The following is a 15836-nucleotide window of genomic DNA, read 5'->3' as shown; positions in this document are numbered from 1 at the left end:
TGGCGGGCAATCTCTGTTTGCGCGTCCCGTGTTCATGGCGTGCGCGGCGCACCCGCGCATGCCCCCGTCGTTCCCGCCCGCCGCCGGGCGGGAGCGACTGCTCTCGGGGCGGCCATACGTCGGCGCCACCAAACGACGAATCCCGCTCTCATCTCCGGCTGGCCGGAAGATCTTAAGGTTAATTACCCAAACGCCGACTAGTGTGTAATTTGCTAATCAGCCCTAAGATCGGATTTGGCTTTGCGCGCGGGGAATCTGATTCGAGAAGCTGCGCCCGCTTTATGTCGCGATGGCCTCGAACTCCGAACCCACCATCTCCGCTGTTCGTCCGTTGGTCATGAATTTTAACGCGGCGATTCGCTATGGTTTGTTGGGAGCCATCTTTGGTTTATTGTTCCCGGTTCTGGGGACGTTTATCGTGTGTTGGCAACAATTCGGAGCCATCGATTTCGCGCACTTGGTGATGGCGCAGCGCTTGAATGCGCTTTTGTGGATCATCGACACCGCTCCGATATTTTTAGGCTTCTTTGCTTATCTCGCCGGGGCGAAGCAGGATTACATCAAACACATCAACGATTCCCTCGCGGAGAAGGTGCGGGAGCAGACCCAGGATTTGCGCGAGGCCAACGGCACGCTCAAGCGCGAGATCGAGGCCCGTGAACAACGGGAGAAGCAGCTCGTCGAAGCCTATGAGGCGGCCGAGGCGGGGCGCCGCGCCAAGGATCAATTCGTGTCCAGCATCAGTCACGAAATCCGCACACCCATGAACGGAGTGCTTGGCATGACCGAGGTCATGCTGCGGACGGAGCTCTCGGAAACGCAACGCGAGTCGTTGCAGGCGATCGAGTATTCCGCCCGCAATTTGATGGTCATCATCAACGACCTGCTCGATCTGGCCAAAGCCAACGTCAACAAGCTCGAGCTGGAGCAGATCTCTTTCGACCTGCGCGATGTGATGCGATTTGTGGAGCGTTCCTTGCGCGGCGAAGCGGCGCGCAAACGCATTCACTTTGAAGTGAAAACGCCTACAGATCTTCCGCGCAGTTTGCGGGGTGATCCGGTTCGACTCGGCCAGATATTGATGAATCTGGCGGGCAACGCGGTGAAGTTTACCGACCAAGGTTCGGTCACGGTGGAAGTCGAAGCCACCGCCCGTGGCAAAGAGCGCCACGAACTGCTGTTCCGAGTGACCGATACCGGCATCGGCGTGCCCGCGGATTTCAAGGCGACGATTTTCGACGACTTCACCCAGGCAAATTCCGGAATTGCCCGAAAGTATGGCGGCACCGGACTCGGTCTTTCCATCACGCGCAAGCTCGTCGAGATGCACGGAGGAAAGCTGCAGTTGGACAGCGTGCTCGGCGAGGGGAGTTGCTTTGCCTTTCGCATCCAGTTGGACGCGTGTGAGCCGGTGGAGGCAACCTTGGCCGATGTCGCCGTCAGCCTGACTCCGCTGAGCGCGGAAGAGCAGGCGAAGTCGCGTGTATTGTTGGTCGAGGACAACCAGGTGAACCAGAAAGTGGCGGGCGCATTTTTGAAGCGACTCGGACTCCAATGGGACTTGGCGGAAAATGGATTGGAAGCGCTCGCGCTGCTGTCGGTGAGACCGTATGACGTCGTGCTCATGGACATCCACATGCCGGAGTTGGACGGCCTGGAGACGACACGCCGCATCCGGGCTTCGCGCGATCCCGTCATCCGTCAAACCAAGATCATCGCGATGACCGCCTCGGTGTTGAAGACCGAGGTCACCGAATGCTACGAAGTCGGGGTGAACGACTACGTGGCCAAGCCCTTTAAACCGGCCGACTTCGAGCGCAAAGTGATCGCGATCCTTCGCGGTGATCGGGGCGAAAACGGGTAGCGCAGCCGCGGCCGGAAAATTGCGGATTGAACCGGTTTGGCGACGCTTCCGGCTCGCTCTCACGACGTGCGGTGCCGCACATTTCGGGGATGAAGCGGAGTGTCCTCACATGGCTTTTGGTGGGTTTCGGCTCGTCGTTGTTCGCCCAGTCAGAATCCGCCGTGTCGCCGGTTTCATCCGCGCCACCGCCACCGGCGGAAATTCATGACTTCGATTTTTGGCTGGGATCGTGGGAGGTCGTCACGCCGGACGGAAAGCTGGTGGGACACAATCACATCGAAGCGATCCTGGGCGGGCGCGTGTTGCGCGAGAACTACACCACTCCCGGAACCTATGCGGGACGAAGTTTCAATATCTACAATGCGGCGGCCCAACGTTGGGAGCAATATTGGGTCGATGTCACAGGACTGGCCCTGCACCTCACCGGGGGCCTCAACCCGGCCGGGCAGATGGTGTTGCAGGGGAAACGGGTGACCCCGGCCGGAACCTCAATCGTCGATCGCATCACCTGGACGCCGCAGGCGGATGGCACCGTGCGTCAGTTTTGGGAGACGAGCAGCGATGGCGGCGAGACCTGGGCCCCCGCGTTCGACGGGCGGTATCGTCCGGTGGCACCCCCGACACCTTGAACCCGGTTCGCAGGTGAGCCGCGTGAGTCACGGGGCGGCTTTAAAAATGCGCGGGACAAACCGGTCGGGCAAACCTAGGCTGCATTCATGAATCGGCGATTACTTGGTTTCGGCAACGTGCGCGGCTGGTTGAGCTGGGGCGTGTTGCTCGTGTTGCTCGCGTTGGGAGCACTTTCGAGCGCGGCGGCGTTACCCGATGTGTTGACCGGTAGCTGGATCATGGTCGATGAATCTCCGTCGCTCATGCACTCGCGCAATCGCGAGCAGTTTACGATCATGGGCGTGAGCCCGGGCGAATCCCAGTGGTCCGATGGCTCTTTCTTTCTCAAATGGGCGGGAGAGCCGCGACCGGAGCGCGGCTACTACAGCCTCAAGAACGGTCGCGTCTGGATCACCACATATCGCTGGGTCGACAATGAACGCGAGCGGGTCGAATACCGCGGCACCGTGGCCGAAGGTGGCAAGGTCGAGTGGGAAGGCGTGGGGGTGACGTCCGACGGCACGAAAACGACTTGGTCGTTTACGGCGACCAAGCAATAAGCGGGCGCTGATTTAGAACAGCGAGTTGGCGGCGACGCCGACGGCGGTGATCGGACCTTGGTCGGCCATGCCATCCACGGCGCGGTTCACTTTCTTCACCGCGTTCTGGGCTTCGATGAACAGGCTGTCGTCGTTGATGAGGCGACCGAGCGTGCCCTCGCCGTTGTTGAGCTTGGCAGAGAGTTCACGCAGGTTTTGCGCGGTGAGACGTATGTCTTCACCGGCTTTGCCGTCATAGATGAGTTGGCCGAGGGTGCCTTGACCGCTCTTGACGTCGGCCACCAGACCTTGGGCGCTGGCCATGAAGGTTTTCGCCTCCTCGGCGGCGCCGCGGATCTCTTCAATGGCGGCGATGAGTTCGGTGTAGCCGGTGTCGTCGCTGAGGAGTTTGCCCAACGTGCCCTCGCCATCGCGCAGCCGGGTGGTGACGATCTCAAGGTTGGAGGTGATGGTGTCGAGTTTGCTGCGGTTGTCATCGACCATGGCGTTGATTTTGCCCATCAGACCTTCGTTGGAATCACCCGCGCCCATGGCGCCGGTAAACTGGCTGAGGGCCTGCTCCACTTTGCGTCCGACTTCGCCGATTTGAGAAACGACGGTGTTGAGGTCGGGCGTGTCTTCGGAGCGGATGACCGCGCCGGCACTCAACGCCGGCGCGTCGTCACTGCCCAGGGTGAGGGACACGTAGTTGCTGCCGAGCAGACCGGCCATGGCGATGGTGGCCACGGAGTTTTCCGGAACCTCGATCTCGCTTTTGACCTGCAGCAGAGCCTCGGCGAAGCGACCGTTGAGACGGGTTTCCTTGACCATGCCGATGCCGACACCGGCCATGCGCACCTCGTCGCCGGCCTTGAGCTCCTTGATGGAGGCGAAGCGGGCGGTCAGTTCGTAGGACTTGTCGCTGTCGAGGACGTTGCCGTTGAGTGACTCAAACGTCACCCAGATCAGGGCGAGCCCGAGGAGGAAAAACAGCCCGACGCGGGCCGACATTTGTGCGTTGTTCATGATGAGCCTTCCAGTGATTTGAAGCGGGGATTGCGGACGTCGATCCGCGGATTGAGAAATTCGGTGACGATGGGATCGGTCGACGCCTTGAGGTCGTCGGGTTGGGCGATGGTGGCGACTTGGCCTTGATGCAGTAGGGCGACGCGATCGGCGATGGTGAGCGACAGGTCGCGGTCATGGGACACCACGATGCTGGTGACGGCGTATTCTTCGCGCAGCGTGCCGATGATTTCGGCGATGGTGGCCGCCATGATGGGGTCCAGTTCGCTGGTGGGCTCGTCGTAAAGGAGGAGCTGAGGTTCCATGACGAGTGCCCGGGCGATGGCGACGCGTTTGCGCATGCCGCCGGAGAGTTCGGACGGCATCTTTTGCGCTGCGTGTTCGATGGAGAGAATGCGCAGGGCGCGCATGACGCGGTCGCGAATGTCCTGCTTCGAGCACAGGGTGTGTTCGTGCGGATACAGTGCGAGGTTGTCGTAGACCGAAAGGGAGTTGAGCAATGCGCCGGACTGAAAAACCAAGGCGAGCGCGAAGCGGTTGCGGGTTTCGGCGAGCATGGGGTCGGCGCCGTTGATGGTCACGGTGCCACTGGTAGGCCGCTCCAAGCCGGCGATGTGTCGCAACAACACGCTTTTGCCGGAGCCACTGGGACCCATGATGACAAAAATTTCGCCGGGCTCGACGGAGAGAGACACGTCCTGCAGCACGTTTTGCGTGCCGTAGGACTTGCTCATGCCTTCGACTTGGACCGTCACGGGATTGCGGTCGTCGCGCTGAGGAAATGGAGTGCGGGTCAAGGGCATGGCGATCAGGCGAGCACTTTGGTGATGAAGTAGTCCAAGGTCAGAATGGCGACGAGGGAGAGCACCACCGATTTGGTGACGGCGAGTCCGATCTCACGCGGCCCCCCGCTGGTGCGCAGGCCGGTGTTGCAGGCGATGATGGTGATCACAAAGCCGAAGACTTCGGCCTTGATGATGCCGTCGAGCACATCCTGCACGGAGACAAATTCGCGCAGCGCGCGAAAGAACTGGGCGCCGGATATGCCGATAAAATCCACGTATTCGCAAACCACGGCGCCCCCGAACCAACCGATGAGATTGCTGAGAATCGTCAGCACCGGCATGATGAGCAGCACCGCCAGCAATCGCGGCAATACGAGCAGCCGCTCGGGTGGAATGTTCATCGTGATGAGTGCGTCGATCTCCGAATTGACGCGCATCGAGGCGAGCTCGGCGGTCGTCGCGCTGCCGACGCGACCGGCCAATAGAATCGCCACCATGACGGGGCCGAGTTCGCGTGCCATCGATTCCCCCACGAGTGCGCCGATAAATTCCTTGGCGCCGAAATCGCGCAGGCTGATGCCGGCTTGCAGCGCCAACACGGCACCGATGAAGAAACACAGCACGCTGATGATGGGCAACGAGGTGTAGCCGGCGAAGTAGCCTTGTTCGGCCACCCGCTTCAGAATACGAGGCGCGGAGGGCAACGAGACGAACGCCCGCCACGTCATCACGATGCCGCTACCGAAAGCGTCGAGAAAGTTGTGAATACGATTCATCGGGAAGAAAGGGGGGCGGCGGCCTCGGACGTTGGTCTTGGACCCACGTGCGCCTGCCAGGTTCGTTCTGGAGTTGATCGGTTGAAACGAATCAAGCCGCCCAGAAACTCCAGGTTCAGTTCACCGGGTTCCGAGGTATAGCCGAAAAGGGGACCGAGGTGAAACTCGCGACGGTCCCGTTCTTCACTGCGAGCGTAGGTCACCGCGTCCCAGAGCAACGCGTGCCGCACTTCGCCGGGCGCCGTTTGGTTGAAACGGTAAAGGGCAAACAACGGCGACCATAGTCGACGGACGCGTTCGTTGTGCGGGAAGAAAACCTCGACCGGACTGAGGGCCTGGACCTGTTTGCGACCGGCTCCGTTGTCCCACGAACTGAAGAGTGGCCACAGGTGCACCTTGGACGCCGGCGCGGCATCGGGCTGAGTCAGACTGCGCTGGGTGTCCGCGTGGTAGATAAAATACAGCAATTGTCGTCGCTCGTGGTGGAGTTGGTGGTCGTTCCAATTGGCCTGGCGCCAGAGCGGCCACAGCAGCCAAGTCTTTTCGTATCCCCGCATCCGGGAGTGGGAGTAGAATGGCGCCCAGCGGTTGACCCGACGATCCTCTCCCTGACCTTGCACCCAGAAAGGCCACAGGTAGTGGGTGGCGTGATACTGGTAGGGCAACGTCCGGTCCACGTATCCGAAAAATGGCCACAGGTAGGTCTCGCTGATGTAGCCGTCCGAGCGATCCAGGGCGTAGAGCGGGAGCAAACCTGTTTGCAGGCTGGGCGCGTCGGTATCGAGACCGGCTTGTTTGCGATAATACAGCGGCCAGAGTGCAAACGAATCGGAGGAGACGCCGGTTTCCTCGCGATGACCCGCGAGAGGCCAGACCTCGAAGCCGCGGTGGCCTTCGCCGGTGACCGTTTTAATGAACGGCCACGGTGTGGTGGTCGTGGTCACGCCTTGCTTTTCAAAGCGGCCGAAGAGCGGGAAGAGTGCCCAGAGGAACCGATCCTGGCCGAATCGCTGCGGCACATCGCCGTAAAGCGGCATCACGGCTTGGTAGGAATCTTCCGGTGAACCCGTGTCGCGGGAGAAGTAAAACGGCCAGGCATCGAAACGGGTGACGTCGCTCGATGCGTCGTGCTCGAAGTTGATCAAATTAAAAAAGGACCACCGCTGATCTGCCGTGGTCGCATCCGATTCCCGATGCCAGAGCGGATAGAAGGCGGATGTCGCGGTCAGGCTGCCGTCGGCCGAGTGGGCTTCGTCAAAGAAAGGCCGCAGACCGTGAATCGTGGTGGCGTCGGCGGCGGTTTGTTCAAATCCGAGCGGTCCCAGAAAAGAGGTGCGTTCATCTCCGGTCGAGGGGTCGGTGCGGCTCACCCACAGCGGCCACCAATTCCTCTCATCCGCCTGCGCTCCGCCGGGGCTGGCCGTGAGGGCGAGCCCGCCCACTGCGAGCAGCATGGCGAAATGGGGGCGCATGAAAGGCGTAAGTTGAAGAGGGACGGCGAGGCGGCGAAGGGCGCCGCTCGAGTAAAACAGTTAGGACCCTAACTAAATCGGAGGTTCCGTAAATGCAATCACTCCATCGCATCTCTTGCTTCAACGGCAGGGAAACCATGGTGCGCAACTCGATTTCGATTTTCAGACCGCTAATGTTTGTCCCGGAGCCACGGTTTGAAATGCCGCGGCGGTGAGACCGACCGCTCCGCGAGCGGCGGCCAGCCCGTTCACGGGGTCATCGCGGCCTTCGTCGGTGAGTTGAAACGTGCCCCAGTGCACACCTATGCTGCGGCCGGCGCCCACGGTTTGGTGGATGCGGACGGCTTCGGTGGGATTGCAATGCTGGGCACTCATGAACCAGCGAGGTTCGTAAGCGCCGATGGGAATGATCCCGAGATCCGGTGAACCACATTGATCACGCACGGCGGCAAACATGTGATCATCCCAGGCGGTGTCGCCGGTGTAGTAGGCGGTGCGGCCGCCCGCATGGACGAAAAACCCCGACCACAAACGATGGTTGCGCTGGCCGCTGATGCGATTGCTCCAATGTCGCGCCGGCGTCGCTCGGACGTGGAGGCCGGACATCACCTCGTGTGCTTCCCACCAGTCGAGCTCGACGATGCGGTCCGGGGCGAACTCGAAACGTTGCAGCAGTGATCCATTGCCCAGGGGACAAATCACCAGCGGGGGGCGTTCCGACCCCGCGAACCGGCGCAACGTCGGGCCATCGCAGTGATCGTAGTGATCGTGGCTGAGCAGAATGATGTCGATCGGCGGCAGCGCATCCCACGCGATGCCGGGAGGATGCACGCGCTTGGGGCCGGCCCATTGAAACGGGCTGGCGCGTTCGCTGAAAACCGGATCGATCAAAATCGTGCCGTGGCGGGTTTGCAGCAGCACGGTCGCGTGGTTGATCCACGTCGCTGTGAGCGTGCCGTCGCGCGGGGCGGCGGGCAGTGGAGGCGGCGGGTCCATGGCGACGGTGTCCGGCCATGGCCGAGCCTTGGAATTCAATTTCCAACGCAGCACATCGAGCCACGATCGGTTGGTATGGCTGCGGGGGTTGAAAAATTGTCGACCATCGCAGTGGTCGGAAATCGGGAAGGGCTGGCCTGAAGTCATACGGGAAATGCTCACAGTGCCGAGGGCGCCGACACCACCGGCGAGCGCGACGTTGCGCAGGAATCGGCGACGGGTGAAGCGCGGAGTTTTCATGCCAGGGGCGTGTGGCGGCAGGCCACGAGGCCACCTATGTCTCACGATTGGCGTTTGCCAACCTCGGGGCGACGAATTGCGCTGCGAGCATGAGAATCAGCGGCGGAGCGGCGCGCGGAATTACGCTGCAAGTCCCCAAAGGCGATGCCGTGCGGCCGGCCACAGATGGGATGCGTCAGGCGATTTTTTCCAGTCTGGGACCGCGGGTGGTTGGGGCGCGCTTCCTGGATTTGTTTGCCGGCAGCGGTGCCTATGGCTTGGAGGCACTGAGCCGGGGCGCGGCGGGGGGTGTGTGGGTGGAGCAACACGCGCGCACGGTCGGCCTGTTGCGTCGTAACATCACGGCGGTCTGCCGCAGTCTCGGGCGCGACGAAACGGATCTGCAGGTGGTGGCAGGAGACGCCGTCAAAGTGCCTTGGCCAGTGGCGGAGGCACGGCCGGATCTGGTTTTCATCGATCCGCCGTATCCGATCATCGCGGAGGTGGCTCCGGCGATTTTTGCGCGCCTTAGTGAGCTGTTGGGGCAGAACGCGGACGCGCTGGTGTTGTTTGAACTGCCGGGAGGATTGGAGCTCAATCCCGCGGGTTGGGCGTGCGTGCGACGGATTGGCAAGGGCGTGCGCCAACCCACGGTGGCGGTATTCAGGCGCGAAGGCGGGCCGCGTTGATCAGCGCCATGGTCGCGGTCACGGCGGTTTCGGTGCGCAGCACGCGTTCGCCGAGGTGAAATCGAGGGATGTCATTCGCGGTAAACAACGCCCGATCGGCGTCGTCCCAGCCGCGCTCCGGCCCGATCAAGGCAAGCACGGGTTGGTCGGGAGTCGGGAGGCTCAACTTCGCCAGTGGGGCGGCCGCTCCATAAACATCCAACGCGAGCCGCTTCACGCCGGCGAAGGCAGGGTCGGCGATGCAACCGGCCAGATCCTGGTGCCACGAAACCGTGGGCACGAAGGTGTCAAACGCCTGGGCCGCGCCGTTGGTGGCGTGGCGCTGCCATTCTCCCGATTGCCACAGGGAGCTGGCGGCGTAGTTGGGGTCGCTGCGTCGGGTGGCGACAAAATGTAGGGCGGTGGCGCCCAAGGTGGTGGCGTCCCGAAGAATGTCACGGGCGGTTTGCGGCCGCGGAAAGCCGACCCCCAGAATGGTCGGGGCGGGGCGGGGGTGCGGCGCGGACCACGTGAATTCCAGCGTAAGCTCGTCGGCGTCGATCGCGGTGAGCTTCGCTTTGCCGCGCGGGCCGTTAATCAGCCCGACGTCGAACGAGTCACCGACCTCGCGTTTAAGCACGCGGCAGATGTGGCGGGCGCGCTCGTCGTGCCGCGGCAAGGCGTGCTGAGTCTCGGCTCGATCGAAGAGGACGATGTTCACGGGAAGTGACGGAAGGGCGAGGTTTGCAAACGCCGGGCCAAGTCTTCCGGTGTGCCCAAGATAAGGTCGAAGACTGGTGCGGCTGGACGGAATCGAACCGACGACATCTGTGTGGAAGACAGAGGTTTTACCACTAAACTACAGCCGCTGAGAGGGGCGAAGCATCAAGGTCCGACGGGGCGCGTCAAGCTCGCGCTTCGGGGAATATGTCGGGAAAGGAGGGGGCGAAGCAAGGGGGTGAAAATTGACAATATTTTACTAGTTACGCCCGGGAATGGAGTTGCGGACGCTGATTTGACCGTTTTCGCTCTTCGAATGGCTTTTATTTCTAGCGGCTCCAAGGGCTCAGCGGGCACGAAGAAAGCACCGGCCGGCAAAAACAAAAAAGTCGGTTTCTGGGCTTCCCAGGAACTGGCCAAACAGAAGTCTTTCGAGAAGAAGGCCAAGAACTACAAACTGCCGCTCGAAGAACTCGCCATTTTTACCCAACAACTGTCGTCATTGCTCACGGCCGGACTGCCCTTGGTGCAGTGTTTGGAAGCCTTGCAGGATCAGACCGAGGACCAGGTTTTTCGCATCGTGATCCGGGAAGTGCGGAACGAGATTTCGTCGGGTAATTCTTTTTCGGCTTCGGTGAAACGCTTTCCCCGGGCGTTCCCCACGTTGTTCATTTCCATGGTCGAAGCGGGTGAAGCTTCTGGTGCGCTTTCGGAAATTTTGGGCAAGGTGGCCGGTTACTTCGAAGCGAGTGTGAAACTCACCAAGAAGGTGAAATCAGCGATGACGTATCCGATCGCGGTTATCGGTTTGGCCGTCGCGTTGGTGAACGTCCTCCTGATCTTCGTGATTCCGGTGTTTGCCGACATGTTCGCCGACTTCGGCGCGAAGCTGCCGGCTCCGACGCAATTTTTGATCGATTTGTCCGACTTCCTGAAGGCGAACATCTTTTACCTGATCGCCGGCATGGCCGTGTTTGTATGGATCATGAAAAAGGTCATCGCGACGCCCAAGGGACGGGAGGCGAAGGACAGATTTTTGGTCAAAGCGCCGATTTTCGGCAATCTGGTGCACAAGATCGCTCTGTCCCGTTTTTGCCGCACCTACGCGACTTTGGTGCGCTCCGGCGTGCCGATCCTGCGCACCCTGGAGATCGTGTCGTCGGCCTCGAACAAGGTGCAGATCGAGCGAGCTTGCACTGAGATCGCCCGCCACGTCAGCCAAGGCGGTCAGGTTTCCGAAGTCATGGCGGCCAATGTATTTTTCCCGCCGATGATGAAGCACATGGTCAAGGCCGGTGAATCGACGGGTAACGTCGACGGCATGATGAACAAAATCGCGGATTTCTATGATACGGAAGCGGAAGCCACGGTGGCCGCCCTCACTTCGCTGATCGAACCGATGCTCATCGTGTTCCTCGGTGTGGTCGTCGGCGGTATCGTTATGGCGATGTTCCTCCCGATTTTCCAGCTCGGTGCGGTGGCCGGTGGCTTGCAATAGCGCAAAGGTTGAGCCTCGCTGGTGCCTTTCGACCGGGATTCCCCCGGTTTGTAGCTGCTAAATATGCCTTCTGTTCTCATCGTCGACGATCTGCTCTCCATTCACGAGATGCTGGATGCGGTTATCCAACCGACTGGCTATTCGACGTCCTTTGCGACCGATGGCGAGAAGGGGCTGGCTCTCTACAAGGCGGAGAAATTCGACATCGTTCTGGCCGATATCGACATGAAGCCGGTCGATGGCATCACGCTGCTCAAACAGCTTAAAGGCTACGATCCGACCGCGGTCGTGATCATCATGACCGCCTATGCTTCTACGGAAAGTGCCATCCAGGCGCTCAAGTTCGGGGCCTTCGACTATCTCCAGAAACCGTTCCGGGTCGACGAGTTGATCAGCACGCTCAAGCGCGGCCTCGAGTTCAGGGAGTTTCAGTCCAAGCGAGTCGCCTCGACCGCTTCCTCCGTAAAATCCGACGATCTGAAATCGATCATGGTCGGCTCCAGTAAAGAAGTGGTGCGCTTGCGCCAGCAAGTGGAGCGTTTGGCCGGTTCCCGCACGCCGGTCCTGCTGCAGGGAGAAGCCGGCACCGGTAAAACGGTCATTGCGGAAATCCTGCACCGCAGCAGCGCGGATGATGGCGCGAAGCTGGTGCGCATCGATTGCGCCCTGAGCTCGGAGGAGAATTTCACCCGTGGTCTGATGGGCGAGAACGGAGTCGGGGGTGAATGGGTCAACGATGCCCGGGATGGCACCCTGTTGCTGCAACGGTTGGAGTCGTTGCCAATGGAAATGCAGCAGGAACTCGTCAGCGTGCTGCGAAACTCGGCCCACCGTTTTCGTCTGATCTGCACCACCACGGCGGACCTCGAGCTGATGACCGACGAGGGGCGGTTTCATGATGAGCTTTTCTATCGGGTGGCGTCGCTGCCCGTGAATTTACCACCGCTGCGGTCACACCTGGGCGATTTGCCGGACATCATCCGCAAGACGCTGGAGTCTGCCAGCAATCCCAACTTCGACGCCAAGTTGATTGAATTCACCCCCGATGCCCTCGCCGTGCTGGAAGGGTATCGTTGGCCCGGCAATTTCAGTGAACTCCATCAACTCGTCACCCAGATCTCCGCCACGACCGAATCTCGCATGATCGGAGCGGATCAATTGCCCATGCGACTGAAGGAGCTCGGGCAATGGCCGTCACTCGACCAGTATCTGGCGGAAAAGAAGCAGGAATATGTGGAAATGGTTCTGCGCGCCTGTCGGGGGGACCGGGGCGAAGCGGCGCGGGTGCTGGGGGTAGACATCTCGGCGATCGGTTAGACCGTGGCGTTTCGGCGCGGGCGAGAAGGGGAGAGAGATTCGCGCTTGCGCCGCAAGGTCGCGAATCCAACCGTCTGGGCGCCTACGCCATGCCCAAGCGCGACGACCTATCCTCCATCCTGATCCTAGGTGCCGGGCCGATTGTAATCGGCCAAGCCTGCGAATTCGACTATTCCGGCACGCAAGCCTGCAAAGCCCTCAAAGAGGAGGGGTATCGAGTCATATTGGTGAACTCGAATCCCGCCACGATCATGACCGATCCCGAGTTTGCCGATGTCACCTACATCGAGCCGCTCACGGTCGAATACGTGGAGAAAATCATCGCGAAGGAAAAACCTGACGCGCTGCTCCCCACCTTGGGCGGACAAACGGCCCTCAACCTTTCGATGGAGCTCTTCGAGAAGGGCATTCTCGAAAAATACGGCGTCGAGATGATCGGGGCCAAACCCGAGGCGATCGACAAAGGCGAGGACCGCGAACTCTTCAAGCAGGCCATGGTCAAGATCGGCCTTGATGTGGCGCGTTCCCACACGGTCAAATCCCTGGCGGAAGCGCGGGACGCCGCCGACGAGATCGGCACCATGCCGCTCATCATCCGGCCGTCCTTCACGCTGGGCGGTTCCGGCGGTGGCATTGCCTACAATCAGGAGGAGTTTGAGGACATCGTGGCCAACGGTCTCGATCTTTCCCCGGTGCACGAAGTGCTCATCGAGGAGTGCCTGCTCGGCTGGAAGGAATACGAGATGGAGGTCATGCGTGACCACAAGGATCAGTGTGTGGTCATCTGTTCGATCGAGAATTTCGACCCCATGGGAGTGCATACGGGCGACTCCATCACCGTCGCTCCGGCGATGACGCTCTCGGACAAGGAATTTCAGGCCATGCGCGATGCGTCTTTTGCGGTGATTCGCGAAATCGGCGTCGAGACCGGCGGATCCAACATCCAGTTCTCCCTCGACCCGGCCACCGGTCGTCAGGTCGTGATCGAGATGAATCCGCGGGTGTCGCGCTCCTCCGCGCTCGCCTCCAAGGCCACCGGTTTTCCGATCGCCAAGATCGCGGCCAAGCTCGCCGTCGGTTACACGCTCGACGAGTTGCGCAACGACATCACCCGGCTCACCCCGGCGTCGTTCGAGCCCACCATCGACTACGTGGTGACGAAAATTCCGCGTTTCACCTTCGAAAAGTTCCCCGGCGCCGACACGACCCTGACCTCGGCAATGAAATCCGTCGGAGAGGCCATGGCGATCGGCCGCACCTTCAAAGAATCCATGCAGAAGGCCCTGCGTTCGCTCGAGATCGGGGCACGTGGTTTCGGCGGCGGCGGGAAATTCGGCGACGACACGCCGCCGAGTCGCGACAACTTGATGGCCAAACTCGGCACGCCGAACTCCGAACGCATCTTCTACGTGCGCTACGCGTTCATGGCCGGCATGACCATCGACGAGGTTTTCGAGATCACCAAGATCGATCCGTGGTTCCTGCACCAGCTGCATGAGATCTACGAAATGGAGCAGAGCGTGAAGGCGCAGACCCTCGATTCCATCGACACCGCGCTGCTGCGCCGGGCCAAGAAATTTGGCTTCAGCGACGCCCAGCTGGCCCATCTGCTGGGCAGCGAATTGCACGCCATGCGCGCCGCCCGCAAGGATCGCGGCATTCAGACCACGTATCGGCTGGTCGACACCTGCGCGGCGGAGTTTGAAGCGTTCACGCCGTATTACTATTCCAGTTACGGGGACGAGAACGAGGTCATGCCCTCGGATAAGAAGAAGATCATGATTCTGGGCGGCGGCCCGAACCGGATCGGGCAGGGCATCGAGTTCGACTACTGTTGCGTGCACGCGAGTTTTGCGCTGCGCGAGATCGGGTTCGAGACCGTCATGGTCAACTCCAACCCCGAGACCGTCTCGACCGATTACGACACCTCCGACCGTCTCTACTTCGAGCCGCTTACGCTGGAGGACGTCCTGGAAATTTACGAACAGGAGCAATGTCACGGGGCGATCGTGCAGTTCGGCGGGCAAACCCCGCTCAACCTCGCCGCCGACTTGAAGAAGCACGGCGTCAACATCATCGGCACGTCGCCCGAGTCGATCGATGCCGCCGAGGACCGCGAACAGTTCGCCGCCATTCTCCGCAAACTCGGTCTCCAGCAACCCGCCAATCGCACGGCGATGAACGAGACCGACGCGCTCACCGCGGCTCATGAACTCGGATTTCCCGTCCTCCTGCGCCCCTCGTTTGTGCTGGGTGGTCGCGGCATGTTCATCGTCTACAGTGAACAGGAATTCAAGGACGTGGTGCGGCAGGCGTTTGACGTCATGCCCGACAAGCCGGTCCTGATCGACAAGTTCCTCGAGGACGCGATCGAACTCGATGTCGACTGTATCAGCGATGGCACGACATCGATCATCGGCGGCATGCTCGAACACATCGAGTTTGCCGGGGTCCACTCCGGCGACGCCGCCATGGTCATGCCGCCGCACACGCTGGGCAAGGCGATGATTCAGGTCGTGCGCGACGCCACCCACGCCCTGGCGAAGGAGCTCAAGGTGATCGGCTTGATGAACGTCCAGTTCGCGATCAAGGACGACGAATTGTTTCTCATCGAGGTCAACCCCCGCGCCTCCCGCACCGTGCCGTTCGTGGCCAAGGCCATGGGCACGCCGCTGGCCAAGCTCGCCGCCAAGGTCATGGCCGGCATGACGCTGCCGGAGCTGGGATTCACCGAGGAAATCGTGCCTCGCCACTGGTGTGTGAAGGAGTCGGTGTTTCCCTTCGTGCGCTTCCCGGGCTGCACGATTCAGCTCAGTCCCGAGATGCGCTCGACGGGCGAAGTCATGGGCGTCGACGAAGATCTTGGCGTGGCTTTTGCCAAGGCTCAGGCGGCGGCCAAGCCCGGCCTGCCCACCAGCGGCAACGTTTTCCTCTCCGTCAAAGACGCCGACAAACCGCGTGCGGTAGATCTGGCGCGGCGGCTCACGCGCCTCGGCTTTAAATTGTTCTCCACCGGCGGCACCGCCAAGGTGTTGGGCGAAAACGGCGTCGAAGTCACTCGCCTGGCCAAGATCAACGAAGGCCGCCCCAACGCGGTCGACATGATCAAGAACAACCAGATCAATTTGGTCATCAACACGCCCGGGGGCATGATCCCCCGCAAGGATGAGAACAAGATCCGGGCCGCCGCCTACGCTCATAATGTCTGCCTGATGACGACCGTCATGGGCGCGTTTGCCGCCGTGAAGGGCATCGAGGCCCTGGCTCAAAAGCAGATCGATGTGCTGCCGATTCAGCATTACGTGAAAAACGTGCGTCCGGTCTGAGACCGTGGCGCCACCTTACCG

The 15836-nt window shown here is 61.0% G+C and carries 13 protein-coding genes and 1 tRNA gene; 7 read left to right on the top strand and 7 right to left on the bottom strand.

The genetic code is table 11. From position 1 onward, the window contains the following. Positions 1 to 289: 289 nt before the first annotated feature. From PXH66_RS16305 to PXH66_RS16295, 3 genes are all read left to right on the top strand, one after another. Positions 290 to 1864, top strand: coding sequence for an ATP-binding protein (locus PXH66_RS16305; protein ID WP_330930607.1), 1575 nt, complete (start codon positions 290 to 292; stop codon positions 1862 to 1864). Between the two features lie 161 nt (positions 1865 to 2025). Beyond that, positions 2026 to 2493, top strand: a complete 468-nt coding sequence (locus tag PXH66_RS16300; RefSeq protein ID WP_330932077.1) for a hypothetical protein — start codon at positions 2026 to 2028, stop codon at positions 2491 to 2493. Between the two features lie 87 nt (positions 2494 to 2580). Continuing rightward, positions 2581 to 3033, top strand: a complete 453-nt coding sequence (locus PXH66_RS16295) for a hypothetical protein (RefSeq protein WP_330930605.1) — start codon at positions 2581 to 2583, stop codon at positions 3031 to 3033. Between the two features lie 12 nt (positions 3034 to 3045). On the opposite strand, the gene PXH66_RS16290 is transcribed toward PXH66_RS16295, so the two are convergent. The 5 genes from PXH66_RS16290 to PXH66_RS16270 form a co-directional block, all read right to left on the bottom strand. Further along, a complete protein-coding gene (locus tag PXH66_RS16290; RefSeq protein WP_330930604.1) occupies positions 3046 to 4038 on the bottom strand; it encodes an MlaD family protein in 993 nt (330 codons plus the stop codon). Beyond that, entirely contained in the window at positions 4035 to 4841 is an 807-nt protein-coding gene (locus tag PXH66_RS16285) for an ABC transporter ATP-binding protein (RefSeq protein WP_330930603.1), read from the bottom strand. The genes PXH66_RS16290 and PXH66_RS16285 overlap by 4 nt, the downstream gene beginning before the upstream one ends. Positions 4842 to 4846: 5 nt before the next feature. After that, positions 4847 to 5599, bottom strand: coding sequence for an MlaE family ABC transporter permease (locus PXH66_RS16280; RefSeq protein WP_330930602.1), 753 nt, complete (start codon positions 5597 to 5599; stop codon positions 4847 to 4849). Continuing rightward, complete coding sequence (locus PXH66_RS16275; RefSeq protein ID WP_330932076.1) at positions 5596 to 7053, bottom strand: hypothetical protein; 1458 nt, start codon at positions 7051 to 7053, stop codon at positions 5596 to 5598. Before PXH66_RS16275 ends, PXH66_RS16280 begins: the two co-directional genes overlap by 4 nt. 180 nt (positions 7054 to 7233) lie before the next feature. Further along, on the bottom strand, positions 7234 to 8307 hold the full coding sequence (locus tag PXH66_RS16270; RefSeq protein ID WP_330930600.1) for an MBL fold metallo-hydrolase: 1074 nt from the start codon (positions 8305 to 8307) through the stop codon (positions 7234 to 7236). An 89-nt stretch (positions 8308 to 8396) separates the two neighbouring features. Between PXH66_RS16270 and PXH66_RS16265 the strand changes: the two genes are divergently transcribed. Beyond that, on the top strand, positions 8397 to 8975 hold the full coding sequence (locus PXH66_RS16265) for an RsmD family RNA methyltransferase (RefSeq protein ID WP_330930599.1): 579 nt from the start codon (positions 8397 to 8399) through the stop codon (positions 8973 to 8975). On the opposite strand, the gene PXH66_RS16260 is transcribed toward PXH66_RS16265, so the two are convergent. Then, positions 8950 to 9675 (bottom strand): 16S rRNA (uracil(1498)-N(3))-methyltransferase, encoded by a 726-nt coding sequence (locus tag PXH66_RS16260; protein ID WP_330930598.1) that lies wholly within the window; start codon positions 9673 to 9675, stop codon positions 8950 to 8952. The genes PXH66_RS16265 and PXH66_RS16260 overlap by 26 nt on opposite strands. A gap of 74 nt (positions 9676 to 9749) precedes the next feature. Then, positions 9750 to 9823: transfer RNA gene (locus tag PXH66_RS16255), tRNA-Gly, on the bottom strand. A 167-nt stretch (positions 9824 to 9990) separates the two neighbouring features. Between PXH66_RS16255 and PXH66_RS16250 the strand changes: the two genes are divergently transcribed. The 3 genes from PXH66_RS16250 to carB all read left to right on the top strand — a co-directional run bounded on the left by PXH66_RS16250 (position 9991) and on the right by carB (position 15815). Further along, positions 9991 to 11172, top strand: coding sequence for a type II secretion system F family protein (locus tag PXH66_RS16250; protein WP_330930597.1), 1182 nt, complete (start codon positions 9991 to 9993; stop codon positions 11170 to 11172). A gap of 63 nt (positions 11173 to 11235) precedes the next feature. After that, positions 11236 to 12489, top strand: a complete 1254-nt coding sequence (locus PXH66_RS16245; RefSeq protein ID WP_330930596.1) for a sigma-54-dependent transcriptional regulator — start codon at positions 11236 to 11238, stop codon at positions 12487 to 12489. An 89-nt stretch (positions 12490 to 12578) separates the two neighbouring features. After that, positions 12579 to 15815: a carbamoyl-phosphate synthase large subunit gene (gene carB / locus PXH66_RS16240; RefSeq protein WP_330930595.1), complete on the top strand. Its 3237-nt coding sequence runs from the start codon at positions 12579 to 12581 to the stop codon at positions 15813 to 15815. Positions 15816 to 15836 lie beyond the last annotated feature (21 nt).

Source organism: Synoicihabitans lomoniglobus, from assembly GCF_029023725.1.
Lineage (GTDB): Bacteria > Verrucomicrobiota > Verrucomicrobiia > Opitutales > Opitutaceae > Actomonas > Actomonas lomonigloba.
The sequence above is the reverse complement of the archived record's forward strand: the minus strand, read 5'-3'. Positions and strand labels throughout refer to the sequence as shown.